At 74.8% G+C, this 17,482-nt stretch carries 14 protein-coding genes; 7 read left to right on the top strand and 7 right to left on the bottom strand.

What is annotated here, in order from left to right; translation table 11 throughout:
* The 4 genes from ACWGE1_RS25495 to ACWGE1_RS25510 form a co-directional block, all read right to left on the bottom strand.
* Positions 1-461: RNA polymerase sigma factor (locus ACWGE1_RS25495; RefSeq protein ID WP_453422813.1), on the bottom strand; the 461-nt coding region annotated here is incomplete at its 3' end.
* A gap of 73 nt (positions 462-534) precedes the next feature.
* Entirely contained in the window at positions 535-1,410 is an 876-nt protein-coding gene (locus tag ACWGE1_RS25500; RefSeq protein ID WP_453422814.1) for a 5-oxoprolinase subunit C family protein, read from the bottom strand.
* The gene (locus ACWGE1_RS25505; RefSeq protein WP_453422815.1) at positions 1,403-2,026 is read right to left on the bottom strand and encodes a 5-oxoprolinase subunit B family protein; all 624 of its coding nucleotides are present in this window, start codon (positions 2,024-2,026) and stop codon (positions 1,403-1,405) included. Before ACWGE1_RS25505 ends, ACWGE1_RS25500 begins: the two co-directional genes overlap by 8 nt.
* Complete coding sequence (locus ACWGE1_RS25510) at positions 2,023-2,790, bottom strand: LamB/YcsF family protein (RefSeq protein WP_453422835.1); 768 nt, start codon at positions 2,788-2,790, stop codon at positions 2,023-2,025. The genes ACWGE1_RS25505 and ACWGE1_RS25510 overlap by 4 nt, the downstream gene beginning before the upstream one ends.
* A gap of 197 nt (positions 2,791-2,987) precedes the next feature.
* Between ACWGE1_RS25510 and ACWGE1_RS25515 the strand changes: the two genes are divergently transcribed.
* The 3 genes from ACWGE1_RS25515 (at position 2,988) to ACWGE1_RS25525 (ending at position 10,338) form a co-directional block, all read left to right on the top strand.
* Positions 2,988-4,493 (top strand): hypothetical protein, encoded by a 1,506-nt coding sequence (locus ACWGE1_RS25515; RefSeq protein WP_453422816.1) that lies wholly within the window; start codon positions 2,988-2,990, stop codon positions 4,491-4,493.
* A 157-nt stretch (positions 4,494-4,650) separates the two neighbouring features.
* The gene (locus ACWGE1_RS25520) at positions 4,651-5,550 is read left to right on the top strand and encodes a hypothetical protein (RefSeq protein ID WP_453422817.1); all 900 of its coding nucleotides are present in this window, start codon (positions 4,651-4,653) and stop codon (positions 5,548-5,550) included.
* 93 nt (positions 5,551-5,643) lie between these two features.
* A complete protein-coding gene (locus ACWGE1_RS25525) occupies positions 5,644-10,338 on the top strand; it encodes a hypothetical protein (protein WP_453422818.1) in 4,695 nt (1,564 codons plus the stop codon).
* Positions 10,339-10,442: 104 nt separating this feature from the next.
* Here ACWGE1_RS25525 and ACWGE1_RS25530 read toward each other — a convergent pair whose 3' ends face one another.
* The gene (locus tag ACWGE1_RS25530) at positions 10,443-10,874 is read right to left on the bottom strand and encodes a hypothetical protein (protein ID WP_453422819.1); all 432 of its coding nucleotides are present in this window, start codon (positions 10,872-10,874) and stop codon (positions 10,443-10,445) included.
* Positions 10,875-11,287: 413 nt separating this feature from the next.
* On the opposite strand from ACWGE1_RS25530, the gene ACWGE1_RS25535 reads away from it, so the two are divergent.
* From ACWGE1_RS25535 to ACWGE1_RS25550, 4 genes are read left to right on the top strand one after another with little or no spacing between them, the layout of a single operon-like run.
* Positions 11,288-14,101, top strand: a complete 2,814-nt coding sequence (locus tag ACWGE1_RS25535; RefSeq protein WP_453422820.1) for a nitrate- and nitrite sensing domain-containing protein — start codon at positions 11,288-11,290, stop codon at positions 14,099-14,101.
* Positions 14,098-14,535, top strand: coding sequence for a roadblock/LC7 domain-containing protein (locus ACWGE1_RS25540; RefSeq protein ID WP_382550371.1), 438 nt, complete (start codon positions 14,098-14,100; stop codon positions 14,533-14,535). The genes ACWGE1_RS25535 and ACWGE1_RS25540 overlap by 4 nt, the downstream gene beginning before the upstream one ends.
* Before the next feature lie 43 nt (positions 14,536-14,578).
* Complete coding sequence (locus ACWGE1_RS25545) at positions 14,579-15,010, top strand: DUF742 domain-containing protein (RefSeq protein ID WP_453422836.1); 432 nt, start codon at positions 14,579-14,581, stop codon at positions 15,008-15,010.
* On the top strand, positions 14,991-15,617 hold the full coding sequence (locus tag ACWGE1_RS25550) for a GTP-binding protein (RefSeq protein ID WP_030016310.1): 627 nt from the start codon (positions 14,991-14,993) through the stop codon (positions 15,615-15,617). The genes ACWGE1_RS25545 and ACWGE1_RS25550 overlap by 20 nt, the downstream gene beginning before the upstream one ends.
* A 171-nt stretch (positions 15,618-15,788) precedes the next feature.
* On the opposite strand, the gene ACWGE1_RS25555 is transcribed toward ACWGE1_RS25550, so the two are convergent.
* Both ACWGE1_RS25555 and ACWGE1_RS25560 read right to left on the bottom strand, forming a co-directional pair.
* Entirely contained in the window at positions 15,789-16,979 is a 1,191-nt protein-coding gene (locus tag ACWGE1_RS25555; protein WP_453422821.1) for a lipid-transfer protein, read from the bottom strand.
* A complete protein-coding gene (locus ACWGE1_RS25560; protein ID WP_453422822.1) occupies positions 16,976-17,431 on the bottom strand; it encodes a Zn-ribbon domain-containing OB-fold protein in 456 nt (151 codons plus the stop codon). The genes ACWGE1_RS25555 and ACWGE1_RS25560 overlap by 4 nt, the downstream gene beginning before the upstream one ends.
* Positions 17,432-17,482 lie beyond the last annotated feature (51 nt).

Genomic DNA, 17,482 nt, shown 5'->3' on the forward strand with positions numbered 1-17,482 from the left:
CCATGAAGCCGCTGGCAGCTCCTGGGGGACCGCGCACGCCATGTGGAATCTCGGGAGGACGAAGGCCTCGGCCGCGCAGTGGAGGGAAGCCACCGAGTGGCGCGCTGGGCGTCGATCCGCTCCTCCAGCGCCGCCACGTCCTCGTCGTCGAGCAGGCGCCGCCCGCTCAGCCGCGCCAGCGCCCCGCTCTCGCGGGCCAGCCCGCGGGCGTGGCCCGACAGGACGTTGCGGGCTATTCCGAACAGCCAGGCGACCGGCGCTCCCCTGCCGGGCCGGTAGCCGCTGGCCGATCCCATCGCGGCGAGGAAGATGTCGGCCGTCAGGTCCGCCGCCACGTGCGGGTCGGCGACCCGCCGCGTGACGAAGCCGAGTACGGCGTCGACGTGTTCCTCGTAGAACGCCCCGAACCCCTCGGGCGTGGTGAGATCCGGCGGCCCGGTCTCGTGTCGTGGGCTGCGCACCCGGTTCCTCCCCTGCACAGGGGACCCGGTCGGTCCCCTCACCCCGTACTTGGCCGCAGCCCCCGAAAACGTTTCACCGGGCCCGCACGAACCTGACCGGGATCCCCGGCCGGGCCTGCGCCGCCGCGTCCAGGGCCGGGCCCGGCGGGACCACGCCCACCACGGGATAGCCGCCCGTCACCGGGTGATCGGCCAGGAACACCACCGGCAGCCCGTCCGGCGGTACCTGGACCGCGCCCAGCACCATGCCTTCGCTCGGCAGCTCGCCCGCCCGGGCGCGGACCAGCGCGGGGCCCGCCTCCGTGCGCAGCCCGATCCGGTTCGACATCGCCGACACCCGGAACGCCGCACGCCACAGCCCGGCGAGTGACGCCTCCGTGAACCAGTCCGCCCGCGGCCCGAGCCGCAGCGGGAGCAGCAGCTCCGAAGGCGCCCCGGGCAGCCCGCAGGCATCCGCAGCCGGAGCCGGAGCCGGATCCGGGCCCGCCGGAGCCACCGGCAGCAGCATCCCGGCCGACAGGACCGGGGGGCCCAGCCCCGACAACAGGTCCGTGGAGCGACTGCCCAGGACCGGCGGGACGCTCAGGCCTCCCCGCACCGCGACGTAGCTGCGCACTCCCGACTCCGCACGGCCCACCTCCAGCTCCGCGCCGGCCGGGAGCCGGACCGGCGCTCCCCAGGCCACCGGGCGCCCGGAGATCCGTACCGGACAGGGCGCGCCCGTGACCGCCACGACCGTCGCAGCCAGGGCCCGCAGCCCGACCCCGTCCAGGGTCGTCTCCAGCGCCGCCGCGTCCGGCGGGTTGCCGAGCAGCCGGTTGGCCAGCGCGTACGCCGCCGTGTCGAGGGCTCCCGAGTGCGGGACCCCCAGGTGCGCGTATCCCGGACGCCCCCGGTCCTGGACCGTGGTCAGCGCCCCCGGACGCACCACCAGGAGCCCCTCAGCCACGGCCGTCCTCCTCCGTGAACCGCACCCGGACCCCGGGCGCGAAGAGCGCCGCCGGTTCGCGCTCCGGGTCCCAGAGCACCGCGTCCGTGGTGCCGATCAGCTGCCAGCCGCCGGGGGAGGAGCGCGGGTACACCCCCGCGTACTCCCCGGCCAGCGCCAGCGAGCCCGCCGGGACGGCCGTACGGGGCGTGTCCCGGCGGGGGAGGCGGAAACGCTCCGGCAGCCCCGTCAGGTAGCCGAAGCCCGGCGCGAAACCGCAGAAGGCCACGCGGAAGACGGTGGCGCCGACGATCCCCGGGACCTCCTGAGGGGCCACCCCCCACAGCCGGGCCACCTCCACCAGGTCCGGGCCGTCGTACCGCACCGGCACGGTGACCAGCGGCCCGTCCGTCCGCGCGAGCGGCGGCACCTCCCACCGGGCGATCCGGGCACCCAGCGCGGCCGGGTCCCGCACCCCGTCCAGCAGGACGGTCCGCGCGGCCGGCACGAGGTCCCGTACGGGCCCCAGCTCGCCCGCGTCCCGGCGGCGCAGCAGCTCGGCGTGGAGCGCGGCGACCTCCTCCGCCGAGTCCAGCTCGATCAGCAGCCCCTCGCCGCCCACCACGAGGGTCCTCACGCGAAGGCCTCCACCCGGACCCCGGCCGCGCCCAGCGCCTCCCGGACCCGGCGGGCGAGAACGGCCGCCCCCGGTGTGTCCCCGTGCAGGCACAGCGAGCGTGCGGCCACCTCGACCGCGGCCCCGCCCGCGGCCGTCACCGACCCCTCGGCGGCCATCCGGACGGCCCGCGCCACCACCGCGTCCGGGTCGTGCAGCACCGCGCCCGGCTCGCCGCGCGGGACCAGCGTCCCGGCCGGCGTGTAGGCACGGTCGGCGAAGGCCTCCGGTACGGGGGCGAGCCCGGCCTCCCCGGCGGCGGCGAGCAGCAGCGACCCGGGCAGCCCCAGCACGGGCAGGCCCCCGGTGGCACCGGACCCGGCCGCCAGCCGGACGCCCGCGACCACGGCGGCGGCCTGGTCGGCGTCGTGCACGGTGCGGTTGTAGAGCGCACCGTGGGGTTTCACATAGGACACCCGGGAGCCGGCCGCGCGCGCGAACACCTCCAGGGCGCCGATCTGGTAGGCCACCTCGTCGGCGAGTTCACCGGGCGGCACGTCCATGGCGCGCCGCCCGAAGCCGGCCAGATCGCGGTAGGACACCTGCGCGCCGATCCGTACGCCCCGCTCCGCGGCCAGCTCGCAGACCCGGCGCATGATGGACGGGTCCCCGGCGTGGAAGCCGCAGGCCACGTTGGCGCTCGTCACGACGGAGAGCAGGGCCTCGTCGTCGGTGAGCGTCCAGCGCCCGAAGCCCTCGCCGAGGTCGGCGTTGAGGTCGATCACGGGGGAGGATGCGATCATGGAATCCATGCGCCGAGCGTAGAGCAGCGGGCGGCCGGGCCACGGGGTCCGGGCCACCGGTTCCGGGCCGGGCGCGGCATCCGATGCGACATCGGATGCGACATCGGATGAGGGCCGGGACGATCCGGCCGAACCATGCCGTTTGGGATGTTGTCAGCAACAGGACCTAGTCTTTGTCCGTGACTCTCCCTGCCCCGGCGAAGACCCTTCCGTCCCCGGCGCCGGGCCCGGCCGCCGACGAGGGCCTGGCCCGGCGGCTGCGCGCCCTCGCCTGCACCGCCCCGCTGCACGACCTCGACGTACGCAAGGCCAATCTGGCGGGCGAGTACGGGGTCTACGCGATGGCGGAGGTCGCGCTGGCCGCGATCGACCTGGTCACACTCAACATGGACTTCGACACGGGCGCCGACCACGAGCAGATAGTGGCCAGACTGCTGCCGCGCGTCGCGGCCCAGGCCCCGTCCCGCCCGGCGGCCGAGCACGAGCGGGTGGCCCGCTGGGTGCTGGAGAACCTGATCAACGTCGGCAGCGTGGACCGCGGATTCCGCGCGATCTACGGCACCTTCGGCCCCGACGGCGTCTACGTGCGCCGGGACTACGACTTCAAGCTGATCGAAGAGGTCCCCGGCTACGGCGGCGCGGTCTACCTGCGCACCACCGACGAGGCCGTCAACGTGCTGGTCGGCGCCCTCGACACGGACGTCACCAGCGCCCAGATCGCCGCCGAGGTCAAGCTGGAGGTGCTGATCAGCCGCGGACGGCTGGCGGACGCCCAGCTCGCCGCCGAGCAGGCCCGCTACCGGACCGTCCAGTACGCCGAGACCCTGCGCCGCACGCTGGACGCGACGCGCCGCAACGTCCGGGCGGTGGACTGGCTTCAGGCCGTGCCCGACATGATCGCCGAGGCCCTGGACCACGTCGCCGACCGCTACCGCCACGAGAACGCGATCCTCACCAACATCCGCAAGGCGCGCGACGAGGCGGAGGAGCCGGAGAACAAGCGACGCGCGGCCGAGCTCGTCGACATCGTCAAGGACTGCATCCGCCGGCACACCCAGCTCCAGTCCCGGCTGCTGGACGCCGGCCCGCTGTTCCGTGCCGAACAGGACCGCCAGGCCTTCGCGGCCCCGGCGCCGCGCTCCGGCATCGACCTGTACGGCCAGCTCGTCGCCCCGATCCTGCCGCTGCCCCTGGAGCAGGCGGGCCGGGTGACCGCCGCCTTCTTCGCCGCCGGCGCCGGCATGCGCACGCCCGTCTCGGTGCGGGTGGCCGACCTGGTCGAGATCCTGCTCACCCCGCCGGTGGAGCGCGAGCACCTCGGCGCGGAGATGCCCGAGCCGGATCTCATCGCGACCCCGGACGACAGCCGCTTCAGCGAGGAGCAGCTCGCCGCCGCGATGGAGCTCCTGGACCTCCCGCACGACGCACCGCGACGGCTCTCCGGGCTCCTCGCGCAGGCCCGCCGCAGCGATCCGGACCTGCCGTACCTGGTCGCCCTGCTGGCCGTCCACGCGGCGAGCCCGGCCGTCGGCACGGCCTACCGGCAGGGGGAGGAGCGCCTGCTCTTCGCGGTGGACGACGGCACGCAGCTCGACGACCCCGAGTTCGGCGGCGCCGACCTCATCGTCGGCACCGCCCTCCTGGACGCAGCCGGCATGGCGGCCGACCGCGCGGAGGCGTCGTGACCGCCCCTGCGCCGACCGGGCGTCGGACAGGCCGGGCTCGGCCAAATCCGGCGAGGCTGAATCGGCCGACCGCCGCCGCACCGTCACGCGGCACCACACATCCCGCCCTTGTCACCCGTACGACCCGTACAGCCCGTACCGCCGAGGAGACGTACCCGTGAGCGACCACCACGCCGAGCACCCCGCGTGGAGCGAGCCCGACGCGCCGTCGGCCCCCGCGCCCGCCCCCGCCGGGGCGGTGACCCCCGCCGACGCCGCCGACGCGGCCCGGCTCGTCGCCTTCGGGCTCCAGCCCAAGCTGCTCCCCGCCCGGGACGCCGAGTACGCGGAGCTGCTGCGCCGCTACCGCGAGGAGCCCGCCTTCGGCCGCCTCGCCGACGCCGTCGCCACCGGTCTCGGCCTCGTCGTGCTGGAGGTGTCCCCGCGGGCCGGCATGGCCGTGGCCGCCGGCGAGGACTCCGTCTTCGCCGTCCGGATGGGCGACTACGCCCGGCGCACCGCCGCCGACTCCGCCGACCGCTTCCTGCACGGCCTCGCCCACCTCGCCGTCGCCGCCCTGGCCTTCCCGCGCCCCGAGGACCTCGCCGACGACGGCTACATCGGCCGCATCACCGTCAACGGCGTCGACGCCTTCGTCCGGCAGACCTGCCGCCGCCTGGAGGAGCGCGCCGAGGAACTCGGCGAGAACACCGACCCGGCGTCCGACGCCCCCGGCCTGGAGGCCGCCTGGCGCGTCTACTCCCGGCGCAGCGCGACCGGTGCCACCAAGGACGCCCGCCGCCTCGCCGGTTCCACCACGGGCATCGTCGGCAAGGCGGCCGCCTTCCTCACCGACTCCGGTTTCCTCCAGCGCACCGGGGACGAGGCCGGCGGCACCTACCGCACCACCCCCCGCTACCAGCTCCAGGTCCGTGACATGGCGGGCAGCGCGGCGATGGCCGAGCTCCTGGAGCTGGGCGTGGTGCCCGTCAGCGACGGCTCCGCGACCCTGCTGCCGCCGCCCGAGGGCGACGACCTGGACCTGGCCGCCGACGCCGGGCTCCCGTTCCACGCCTGAGCGCCGGGCCCGGCTCCCGGCCCCGAGTGCTGATCACCGAGTACTGATCCCCGTACGTCCTGCCTCACCAAGACACCACGAGAGTCCGCCGCCATGTACGAGCTGTCCCGGATCCGCCTCTACTCCATCGGGCCCGCCGGTGCGCGCTACGCCGACACCGTGCTCGACCTGCGCGGAGTCGGCGAGCCGGTGCCCCACCCGGCGCCGACCCAGGCGGAATTCTTCGAGGACGAGCCCACCGGACCGCCGCGCCGCCCCGCGCCCGCCGGCGTGCTCTTCCTGGAGAACGGCGGCGGCAAGTCCGTCCTCCTCAAGCTGATCTTCTCGGTGATGCTCCCGGGCCACCGCAACACCCTCGGCGGCGCCAGCTCCGGCGTCCTGCGCAAGTTCCTGCTCGCCGACGACTGCGGCCACGTCGCCCTGGAATGGCAGCACACCCGGACCGGCGAGTGCGTGGTCGTCGGCAAGGTCAGCGAATGGCGCGGCCGCCAGGTCTCCAACGACCCGCGCAAGTTCGCCGAGGCCTGGTACTCCTTCCGCCCCGGCCCGGGCCTGAGCCTCGACAGCCTGCCCGTCGCCGAGGCCACCTCCGTACGCCCGCCCGTCGAGGGCGCCTCCGGGGCCCAGGGCCGCCGCCGCACGATGAAGGGCTTCCGCGACGCCCTCACCGAGGCGGGCAAGGCGTACCCGCACCTGGAGGTGTACTTCGAGGAGATCCACGACCGCTGGAACGAGCACCTCACCGAGCTCGGCCTCGACCCCGAACTCTTCCGCTACCAGCGCGAGATGAACGCCGACGAGGGCGAGGCGGCCGGCCTCTTCGCCGTCAAGAAGGACTCCGACTTCACCGACCTCCTGCTGCGCGCCGTCACCGACACCCGCGACACGGACGGCCTCGCCGACCTCGTCCACGGCTTCGGCAACAAGCTCGGCCGCCGCGCCGAGCTGATGGCCGAACGGGACTTCACCGCCGGCTCGGTGGACCTGCTCACCCGCATCGTCGAGGCCGCCCAGGCCCGCGCCCGGCTGCGCGACGTCCACGCGGGCGCGGAACGCCGTACGCGCACCCTCGCCCGGCGGCTGTCCGCCCGCGCCGCCGAGGAGCGCGGCCGGGCCGCCGACCTCGCCCAGCAGGTCACCGGCGCCGCCCACCAGGTCACCGCCGCGGAATCCGCACGCACCCGCAGCGCCGCCGTCTCCGCCGAACTGGCCTACCGGCACGCCTCGCTGGCGCTGACCGTCGCCGACAAGGCCGCCGCCGCCCAGCGCCGCGAGCTCCTCGAGGCCCGCACGCTGCACTCCGCGTGGCAGGCCGCCGAGAACGTGCTGCGCCACCGCGCGGCCGCCGACCGCTCCGCCCGGGTCGCCGCCGCGATCCTGGAGGCCGAGCGGGACGCCGCCCCGGCGCTGGCCGCGCGCGCCACGGCGGCCGGTGAGCTGGTGCGGGCCCTGCACACCGCCGCCGAGCACGGCGAGCGGCTCGCCAACGAGGAGGAGGAGCGCTCCGCCGTCCTCCAGGACACCGGCGAGGCCGCCCACCGCGACGCCACCGCCGCGGCCACGGCCGCCCAGCGGGCCCGGAGCGAGGCCGAGCACCTGCGCTCGCGGCTGGCCGAGGTCCAGCAGGAGACCGCCGAGGCCGTCCGCGCCGGCTGGCTCGACGACACCGCCCCCGACGCCGACCCGGCCCGCGCGGCCCTCGCCGCCACCGACGCCGAGAAGACCGCAGTGGCCGCCTGGGACGAGTCCCGCGAAGCCGCCCGTTCCGCCGCCGAGGCCGCCCGCGAGGCCGCCGCCGCGGAATCCCGCGCCGAGCTCACGGCCGCCCGCGCGGCGGACGCCGCCGACGCGGCCGAGGCCTCCCACGACGCGGAGCACCGGGCCGCGGCCTCCCTCGCCGAATCCCCCCGCCTGGCGGCCCTCCTGGGCCTCCCCCCGGTGCCCGCCTCCTTCCTGCCCCACCCGCGCACGCAGAGCGGTACCCCCGGCCCCCACGCGGGATCCGGCGCGCAGGCCGCCCAGGCCGGGCCCGCCGGCCGTCCCGAAACCACCGGAGGCGGCGGGCTCACGGTCGCCGACCTCGACCGGAACGCCGACGACCTGCGCCAACTGCTCACCGACGGGGTCGCCTCCGCCGAACGCCAGCTCTTCGACCTGCGCACCGCGGCCGCCGACGACGCCCGCATCCTCGGCGCGCTCGGTGACGGAGGCCTGCTGCCGCCCGGCCCCGACGTCCTCGCCACCGTCGAGTACCTCGGCGAGCACGGCATTCCCGCCCTCCCCGGCTGGCGCTACCTCGCCCAGTCCGTGGACCCCGCCGACCACGCCGCCGTCCTCGCCGCCCGCCCCGAACTCGTCGACGGCGTCGTCATCACCGACCCCGACACCCACGGCCGGGCCCGCGAGGTCCTCTCCGGCGCCGCCCTGCTGCCCCGCTCCACCGTCGCCGTCGGCACGGCCGCCGCCCTGCTCGCCCCGCTGCCGCCGGCCGGCGACGGATCCGACTCCGGGGTGTTCCTCGTGCCGCCGAACCCGGCCATGCACGACGAGGGCGCCGCCGACGAGGAGCGGCAGGCGCTGCGCGCCCGCGCCGCCGCCCGAGACACCGAGATCCGCGACCTCGCGGCCCGCCTCGGCGGTGACCGCGAACTCGCCGCCCGCCTCGCCTCCTGGCGCACCGGCTGCCCGCCCGGCCGCCTGACCGAACTCGCCGAAGCGGCCGCCGCCGCCCGGATGTTCGCCGAGGAGGCCGACGCCGAGCTCGCGGAGGCCCGTACCGTACGCGCCGAGGCCGACGAGGCCGCGGCCGACGCGTCCCGGGTCCGCGAGGAGCGCCAGGACACCGCCCAGCGGGCCCGCCGCGTCGCCGACGCCCTCGCCGGGCTCGCCTTCCGGCTGCGCGAGCGCGCCGGCTGGCAGGCCAGGCTCCGCGAACTCGCCGACGACGCCGCCGAGTCCGAGGCCCGCGCCGAGGTGTGCCTGGACCGGGCGCGCGCCGCCGACGAGGACCGTCGCGCCGCCCAGCGCGCCGCCGACGACGCCCGCCGCACCGCCCGCGCCCTGCGCGCCGAACGTGCCGAGATCGCCGGCGCCCCCGACCAGCTGCCCGAGGGCGACGGCGACGGCCCGCGTGCGCCGCTGCCCGACCTGCGCGAGGCCTACCGCGCCGCCTCCCAGCTCTACGAGAAGGTCGGCGTCGGCGCCGACCTGCGCGCCGAACAGGCCCGCGCCGAGAGCGACGAGAGCGCCGCCCTGGCCGAACTCGACCGCCTCACCAACAAGGTCCGCACCCGGGCCGCCCAGCTCCTCGAAGGCACCGACGGCGCCGACGGCCCCTCCCGGCAGGCCGCGGCCGCCCGAGCCGAGGCCCTCGTACAGATGCTGGAGACCCGCGCGTCCACTGCCAGCGAGCAGCTCGGCCGCTTGCGCGGCGAGGCCGAACGGCACGCACCCGCCGAGGGGGAGGCGCACACCGAACTCCCCGAGGAGCTCGTCCCCGCGGACGTCGAACAGGCCCAGGCCCTACTGCGCACGGCCACCGCCCAGCTCGCCGCCCACAGCGCGGCCGTGGAGAACGCCCGGGCCGCCCACGCGGACCTGCTGCGCGCCCACCGCGCCGCCGAGGACGGCGCCGGCGGCTTCGACGAGACCGCGGCGCTGCTGCGGGACCTGCTGCGCGACCACACCCACCAGGACGACGAGCAGGAGCCGGTGCCGCACGCCGGCACCCTGGAGGAGGCCCGCCAGTCGGCCGCCGAGGCCCGCCGCTCCCTGCGCGGCTGTGCGGCCGACCTCTCGGCCGCCGAGTCCGCGGTGCGCGAGGCGAGCGACATCCTGGTCCGGCACGCCAACGCCACCCGCTACGAGCAGGTACGCACCCCCGCGCGCCAGCAGATCCGCGAACTGCCCGCCTCCGCCCTGCCCGAGCACGCGGCGGCCTGGGCGGCGGCCTTCGCCCCCCGGCTGCGCGTCCTCACCGACGAACTCGCGCAGCTGGAGCGCAACCGCGACAGCATCGTCGACCGCCTGCGCGGGCTCGTCGAATCGGCCCTGGCCACGCTCCGCTCGGCGCAGCGGCTCTCGCAGCTGCCGGAGGGCCTCGGCGAATGGTCGGGCCAGGAGTTCCTGCGGATCCGCTTCGAGGAGCCCGACCAGGCCACCCTCACCGAGCGGCTCGGCGAGGTCATCGACGAGGCGACGCGCGCGGCCGTGAAGAAGAACAGCACCGCCTCCTTCGGCGAGGGCCGCCGTGACGGCATGTCCCTGCTGCTCAGGGGTGTCCAGGCGGCCCTGGAGCCCAAGGGCATCTCCGTGGAGATCCTCAAGCCGGACGCGGTGCTGCGCGCCGAGCGGGTGCCGGTGGGGCAGATGGGCGACGTGTTCTCCGGCGGGCAGCTGCTGACCGCGGCGATCGCGCTGTACTGCACGATGGCCGCGCTGCGCAGCAACGACCGCGGCCGCGACAAGCACCGCCACGCGGGCACGCTCTTCCTCGACAACCCGATCGGCCGCGCGAACGCCACGTACCTGCTGGAGCTCCAGCGGGCCGTCTCCGACGCGCTCGGCGTCCAACTGCTGTACACGACCGGTCTGTTCGACACGACCGCCCTCGCCGAGTTCCCGCTGGTGATCCGCCTGCGCAACGACGCGGACCTGCGGGCCGGCCTGAAGTACATCAGTGTGGAGGAGCACCTGCGCCCGGGCCTGCCGCAGCAGTCCACGGAGGCGGAGACCATCCACGGCGAGATCACGGCCACCCGGATGTTCCGCCGCAGCGTCGAATCCTGAGACGCGCCCCCGCGCCTCCTCGTGCGTCCCGGCCCGCTGGACCGGGCCGGGACACACGGGGACGGCGCCCCGAGGACACCGCCACGAGGCCATGAGCGCGCGGATCAGCGCCCGGAGGCCGCCAGGGGGCCGTCCTCGCGGGGTATTCGGCCCGCGGCGGGCTCCCGGGCGGCCCGGGGCGCCCGGCGGGTCTCACGGCGCCGCCTGCGCGCCGTGCTGCTCGGCTCCGACAGGACCCCGTACCGCTGGTTCCACGCCTGCCGGGTGATCAACACGTCCAGCACGCCCCAGGTGGCGACGATCGTGCCCGCTATCGCGCCGAGCGCCATCGGAAGGCCCAGCCAGGACCCGGCCAGCGTCAGGAAGAACGCGATCGTCGCCTGCGTCAGCGTCACGGACACGATCAGCACCGCCCGCACCGCGGAGGTCCGCACCGGGTCCGGCATCCGGTGCCGCCGGGCCGGCTCCTCGACCCACAGCCCCCGCCCCGCAGCGCGGGTGCCCGCACCCGCCCCACCGTCCTTGTCACTGCTCATGGTCCGCTCACTCCCCAACGCGCGGTCCGCCATACCCGTTCGTCACGTCCACTCCACACGTCTACCCACCACGCCCGCTCCGACGTGCCCCCTCGAACAGAAAGACGTTCGGCGGTGCCGAGAGATTCCCGGATCGCGGATGCCTTCACGAGCCCGGAATGATCGCGGAACGAACAATTCCAGCCATCCATCGGGTTGCAGGAACCGACGCCTCAGCGAGTGTCATCTGCCACATATCGGGCCGCACTTGACCGGAAGTGTCGGACAACTGGTGATCTTCGCCCGGGGGTCAGGCCGAAAACGTCCGGACACCCCTTCGAAGCTGCTCCGCAGCAGTAGTAGGCTCACGCCGTTTAAATGACGGAACACCGACCCCCGGTAACGGGGTTGACCTGGGGGAGGCTGGGGAGGCCATGCGCTTTCGCGGGAAGTCCATCCGCCGGAAGATCGTGGCGTTGCTCCTTGTGCCGCTCGTCTCCCTGACCGCCCTCTGGGGCTTCGCCACGGTCATCACCGGCCGTGAGGCCGTCCAACTCTTCGACGTGGCCTACATCATCGACAAGGTCGGCTACCCGATCGAGGACGTCGCGCGCGTCATCCAGAAGGAACGGCGCCAGACCCTCGTCGTCCTCGGCGACCCCCGGGCCGCCACCGCCACCGCCGAACTCACCAAGCGCCGCGCCGAAACCGACGAGGCCGTCGAGAAGATCAGCGTCAGCGCCCGCGACCCCAAGGTCATCGACGAGCTCAGCCCGCAGAGCGCCCAGCGCCTGCGCTCGATCGTCTCCGCCTTCCACGGCATCGGCTCCATGCGCCGCTCCGTCGACCAGAACGCCCTCGACCCTACCCAGGCCCTGGACCTCTACAACCGCCTGGTCGACCCCTGCTACGACTTCCTGATGAACCTCCACGGCCTGGACAACGTCGAGGTCGACAAGGAGGGCCGCGCCCTCGTCGGCATCAGCCGCGCCCGCGAACTGCTCTCCCGCGAGGACGCCGTCGTCGCCTCCGCCCTCGCCGCGCGCAACATCACCGCCGGCGACGTCCGCCGCGTCTCCGACTTCGCCGCCAACCGCACGCTGCTCTACGAGTTCAACCTCGTGACCCTCCCGGCCGAGGACCGGGAGAGCTTCGAGCAGTACTGGAAGGACCCCGAGACCAAGCCCCTGCGCGACGCCGAGGAACGCTTCATATCCGGCGGCGCGGTCAACAAGCCGCGCACCCTCACCTCCGCCCAGTGGGACGAGGCATCCTCCAAGGTCCTGGACGACCTGGCGGGCATGAACACCCAAGCCGGCAACCGCTACCAGGAGCGCATCGAGCCCGTCGCCATGGACGTCATGGTCCAGGCCGCCGCGGCCGGCATCCTCGGCTTCCTCGCCCTGATCGTCTCGCTGATCCTCTCCGTACGCATCGGCCGCGACCTGGTCCGCGACCTGTCCCGGCTCCGCAAGGAGGCCCACGAGGCCTCCGGCGTCCGGCTGCCCAGCGTGATGCGCCGCCTCGCCGCGGGCGAGCACGTGGACGTCGAGACCGAGGCGCCCCACCTCGAGTACGAGAAGGACGAGGTCGGCCAGGTCGGCCAGGCCCTCAACACCCTCCAGCGCGCCGCCGTCGAGGCCGCCGTCAAGCAGGCCGACCTGCGTCGCGGCGTCTCCGAGGTGTTCGTCAACCTGGCCCGCCGCAACCAGGTGCTGCTGCACCGCCAGCTGACCCTCCTCGACACCATGGAACGCCGTACCGAGGACACCGAGGAGCTCGCCGACCTCTTCCGCCTCGACCACATGACCACCCGCATGCGCCGGCACGCCGAGGGCCTGGTGATCCTCTCCGGCGCCGCGCCCTCCCGCCAGTGGCGCAAGCCCGTCCAGCTGATGGACGTCGTACGGGCCGCCGTCGCCGAGGTCGAGGACTACGAGCGCATCGAGGTACGGCGCCTCACGCGCCTGGGCATCGTCGGCCCGGCCGTCGCCGACATCACCCACCTGATCGCCGAACTCCTGGAGAACGCCACCGTGTTCTCGCCGCCGCACACGGCGGTCCAGGTGCACGGCGAGCGCGTCGCCAACGGCTTCACCCTGGAGATCCACGACCGCGGCCTCGGCATGACCCCGGAGGCCCTGCTCGACGCGAACCTCCGGCTCGCCGAGACCCCCGAGTTCGAACTCTCCGACACCGACCGCCTCGGCCTGTTCGTCGTCAGCCGCCTCGCGCAGCGCCACAACGTCAAGGTCGTCCTCCAGCCCAGCCCGTACGGGGGCACCACCGCGGTGCTCTTCCTTCCGGTGTCCGTGCTGACCGAGGCTCCCGAGACCAACGGCTCGGGCGCCCGGTTCGACGGGACCCGGGCCGCCGCCAAGCCGGTCCGGTCCGAGAAGGCCGGCCACCTCGGCAGGACCGCCTCCGACCGGCCCGCGCCCGCCGCCATGGAGCGCGCGCCGTCCGGCCGTCCGCTGCCCGCCGCCGAACTGCGCGGCCCCGTCGAGCTGGAGGCCCCGCTCGTGGACGGCGGCCTGGACCGGCTCGACGCCCTGGACGACCCGGCGGTGATCGACGACGCCCCCACGGCCATCACGAGCCGCACCGGCGCCGCCGGCCGCCCGGTCATGGCGACGCTCGACGACGAGACCCCGCCGAACGGCACCCCGCGCAGCGCCCTCCTGGGCCTGCGACCGGCGGACCGACCGCACACCGACCGGCACGCCGAGCGCCACGGCGCCCGCAAGGGCGACCGTGACCCGCTCGCCCCCACCGGCCCCGTCCGGCTCGACACCCAACGGGTGGAGGCCCCGCGTCCGGACGGCCCCCGCCCGCAGGGAGCCGTACCGCTGCCGCGCCGCCGCCCGACCCCGACTCTGGTCGCCGAACACGGCCGCCGGGTGGAGCCCCGCCCGGTGTCCGTGGTCCCGCAGCCCACCCCGGCCTCCCCGGCCGGATCCGATGACACAGCCGCCGCACCCGGCCCCGGCATCGGCGGGCTGCCCCGCCGGGTCCGCCAGGCCAGCCTGGCGCCCCAGCTCAAGAACAGCCCGTCGGCCGCACCCGCCGAGGCCGCCACTGACCAGGTGGCCGACCGCGACGCGGACGACGTACGTACGCGCATGTCCGCACTCCAGCGTGGCTGGACGGCGGGCCGCAACCAGCACGCACAGCAGAAGTCCGAGACCGAGGCAGGCACACCCGCCGCCGACGGTCCCGCGAACGAGAACGAAGGGGACGGTCGATGACCGCACCGCAGACCGGCAACGACACCAGGGGCCGCGGCTCCGGCCCGCTCAACTGGCTCCTCGACGAGCTCGTCGACCGGGTGGGTTCCATCCGCAAGGCGGTGGTCCTGTCCGGCGACGGCCTGCCCACAGGCAGCTCCAAGGACCTGACCCGCGAGGACAGTGAGCACCTGGCTGCCGTCGCCTCCGGCTTCCACAGCCTGGCCAAGGGCGTCGGCCGGCACTTCGAGTCCGGCCGGGTCCGCCAGACCGTCGTCGAGCTCGACGAGGCATTCCTCTTCGTCATGGCGGCGGGCGACGGCAGCTGCCTGGCCGTCCTGGCCGACGCCGACTCCGACGTCGGGCAGGTGGCGTACGAGATGACGCTCATGGTCAAGCGTGTCGGCGACCACCTGGCGACCGCCCCGCGCACCGGGCTGCCAGCCGGAGGGTGAGTCGTAAGGCATGAGCGATTCAGGCCAGGACCACCCTGCCGACATTCCCGCCGGCTTCCCCGTCGATCCGTCCTACCCGGACCCCGACCCCGATCCCGACCACGCGCACTGGTTCGACGACGACGCGGGCCCCGTCGTCCGCCCGTACGCGATGACCCGCGGCCGGACCAGCCATGCGGGCCAGCACCGCCTCGACCTGATCGCGCTCGTCGTCGCCGAAGCGGCGGCCGACGATCCGGTCTGGGACATGACCCTTTCCCCGGAACACGCCCACATCCTCGGGCTGTGCCGGGGCCGACCGCAGTCGGTCGCCGAACTCGCGGCCGATCTCGACCTCGCCGTCGGGGTCGTCCGCGTCCTGATCGGCGACCTGGTCGATGAGGAACTGGTCCACGTGACCAGGCCGGTACCACCGGCCGAACTGCCCGATGAATCCATTCTGCGTGAGGTGATCGATGGCCTTCGGGCGCTTTAGCCGCACCGGTGCCATGCACGCGGTGTCGCCGGTCGAGCCGCTGACCTTGAAGATCCTGGTCGCGGGCGGCTTCGGGGTGGGCAAAACCACCCTGGTCAGCGCGGTGAGCGAAATCAGACCCCTGCGCACCGAGGAACGGCTCTCCGAGCCGGGCGTCGGTGTCGACGACACCGGGGGAGTGGAGGGCAAGAGCACCACGACCGTGGCCATGGACTTCGGGCGCATCACGCTCCGCGAGGACCTGGTGCTGTACCTGTTCGGCACGCCCGGACAGGACCGCTTCTGGTTCCTGTGGGACGAGCTGGCGCAGGGGTCGCTCGGTGCCGTGGTCCTCGCGGACACCCGCCGCCTCGCCGACTGCTTCGCCGCCATCGACTACTTCGAGCGGCGCGCGATCCCGTTCGTGGTCGCGGTCAACTGCTTCGACGGAGCCGACCGGCACCCCGTGGTGACCGTACGGACGGCACTCGACCTCGATCCCGGGGTGCCGGTGCTGCTCTGCGACGCGCGGGACCGGGAATCCGTGAAGGACGTGCTGGTGGGTGTCGTGGAGCACGCGATGTCCCTGGCGCGCGAGCGGCGCCGGAGCCTCTCGGCGGGGGCCTGACCCGGCCGCCGTACGAGGCTGCGTGACATGGAGGCGACCCGTACCCCCGCCGACTGGGGTACGGGCCGCAGCTCTCACGGGGGGTTCGTGGTCCCGGTTGCGGTGCGGGACTGTGGAGCGAGTGTGAACCTGCCGCGGGGGGCCGTCAAGCGTTCGGACAACACCGGCTGTTCAGCGCACCGCGACGACGGCCGACCCGTGGCCGAACAGCCCCTGATTGGCGGTGATCCCCGCCCGCGCACCGGGCACCTGCCGGTCCCCGGCCGTACCGCGCAACTGCCAGGTCAGCTCGCATACCTGCGCGATGGCCTGCGCCGGTACCGCCTCCCCGAAGGAGGCCAGCCCGCCACTGGTGTTGACCGGGATCCGGCCGCCCAGGGCGGTCGCCCCCTCCCGTACGAGCTTCGCCCCCTCACCCTCCCCGCACAGTCCGATGTCCTCGTACCACTCCAGTTCGAGGGCCGTGGACAGGTCGTACACCTCGGCGAGCGAGAGGTCGTCCGGGCCGAGCCCCGCCTCCTCGTAGGCGGCGCGCGCGATCGAGGACCGGAAGGATCCGGCCGCCGGCGCCATGGCCACCGCCGAGTCGGTGGCGATGTCCGGCAGATCCAGCACCGTCCGCGGATAGGTGGGGGTCACCGTCGACACCGCCCGGATCCGCACCGGATCGGCCACCCCGCGCGAACGCGCGAAGTCCATGCTGGTGAGCACCAGGGCCGCGCCCCCGTCGGACGTGGCGCAGATGTCGAGCAGCCGGAGCGGATCGGCGACCACGGCCGAGGCCGCGACCTCCTCGCCGGTGACGTGTCTGCGGTAGCGGGCATGCGGATTGAGCACCCCGGCCGCCGCGTTCTTCACCTTGACCTGCGCGAAGTCCTCCAGGGTGTCCCCGTGCAGGGCCATCCGGCGGCGGGCGTACAGCGCGAAGTACGCCGGGTTGGTGGCGCCCAGCACGCGGAACCGCAGCCAGTCCGGATCGTCGGGCCGGTCGCCGCCCGCCGGGGCGAAGAACCCCTTGGGCGCGGCGTCCGCGCCCACCACGAGAACCACGTCGGCCAGCCCGGCCAGGATCTGCGCGCGGGCCGCCCCGATCGCCTGGGCGCCGGACGCGCAGGCCGCGTAGACGCTGGTCACCCGCGCGCCCTGCCAGCCGAGGGCCCGGGCGAAGGTGGCGCCGGCCACGTAGCCGGGGTAGCCGGAGCGCACGGTGTCGGCGCCGACGATCGACTGCACGTCCGTCCATTCCAGGCCGGCGTCGGCCAGGGCCGACCGCGCGGCGACCCGCCCGTACTCGACGAAACTCCGGCCCCATTTGCCCCAGGGGTGCATACCGGCCCCCAGGACGGCGATGTCGGCGCTCACCCGGCACCTCCGACCGGCCGGAACCGCCAGGTGGTGCGCACGTCCCCGGCGTCCTCGTCGAGCACGCCCCCGACCACCTCGACCTCCATCCCGACCGCGAGATCGGCGACCCCCACCCCGGGCACGGTCTGCCCCAGCACGACCATCCCCTCGGCCTCCAGTTCGACCGCGACCAGCGTGTACGGCTCCCAGGGCGCGTCCGGGTCGGACACGTACGGCGCGGGCGGCCGGTAGCGCCCGTCGGTGTAGGACCAGACCCGGCCCCGCGGGGACAGCGGCACCTCGGCGAGCTCGCCGTCGCCGCTGCAGTGCGGATTGCGGCAGTGGCCGTCCTCGCGCGGGAAGAACACCGCGGTGCAGGCCGAGCACCGGGTGCCGAGCAGCCGGAAGCCGCCGTCCGGCCCGGACTGAGTGAACCACCCGCTCACGACGGGTGTGCGTGTGCGTGCCAAGATCCCTCCCATGCAGAACTTCTGACGGATCGTCAGAAGTCTGTCACGGGT

The sequence above is a fragment of the Streptomyces sp. NPDC054932 genome (genome assembly GCF_053610205.1).

Excerpts from the sequence above, each read along its gene's own strand:
- ACWGE1_RS25525 (WP_453422818.1), top strand. The coding sequence starts at position 5,644 with ATGTACGAGCTGTCCCGGATCCGCCTCTACTCCATCGGGCCCGCCGGT.
- ACWGE1_RS25530 (WP_453422819.1), bottom strand. The coding sequence starts at position 10,874 with ATGAGCAGTGACAAGGACGGTGGGGCGGGTGCGGGCACCCGCGCTGCG.
- ACWGE1_RS25535 (WP_453422820.1), top strand. The coding sequence starts at position 11,288 with ATGCGCTTTCGCGGGAAGTCCATCCGCCGGAAGATCGTGGCGTTGCTC.
- ACWGE1_RS25540 (WP_382550371.1), top strand. The coding sequence starts at position 14,098 with ATGACCGCACCGCAGACCGGCAACGACACCAGGGGCCGCGGCTCCGGC.
- ACWGE1_RS25550 (WP_030016310.1), top strand. The coding sequence starts at position 14,991 with ATGGCCTTCGGGCGCTTTAGCCGCACCGGTGCCATGCACGCGGTGTCG.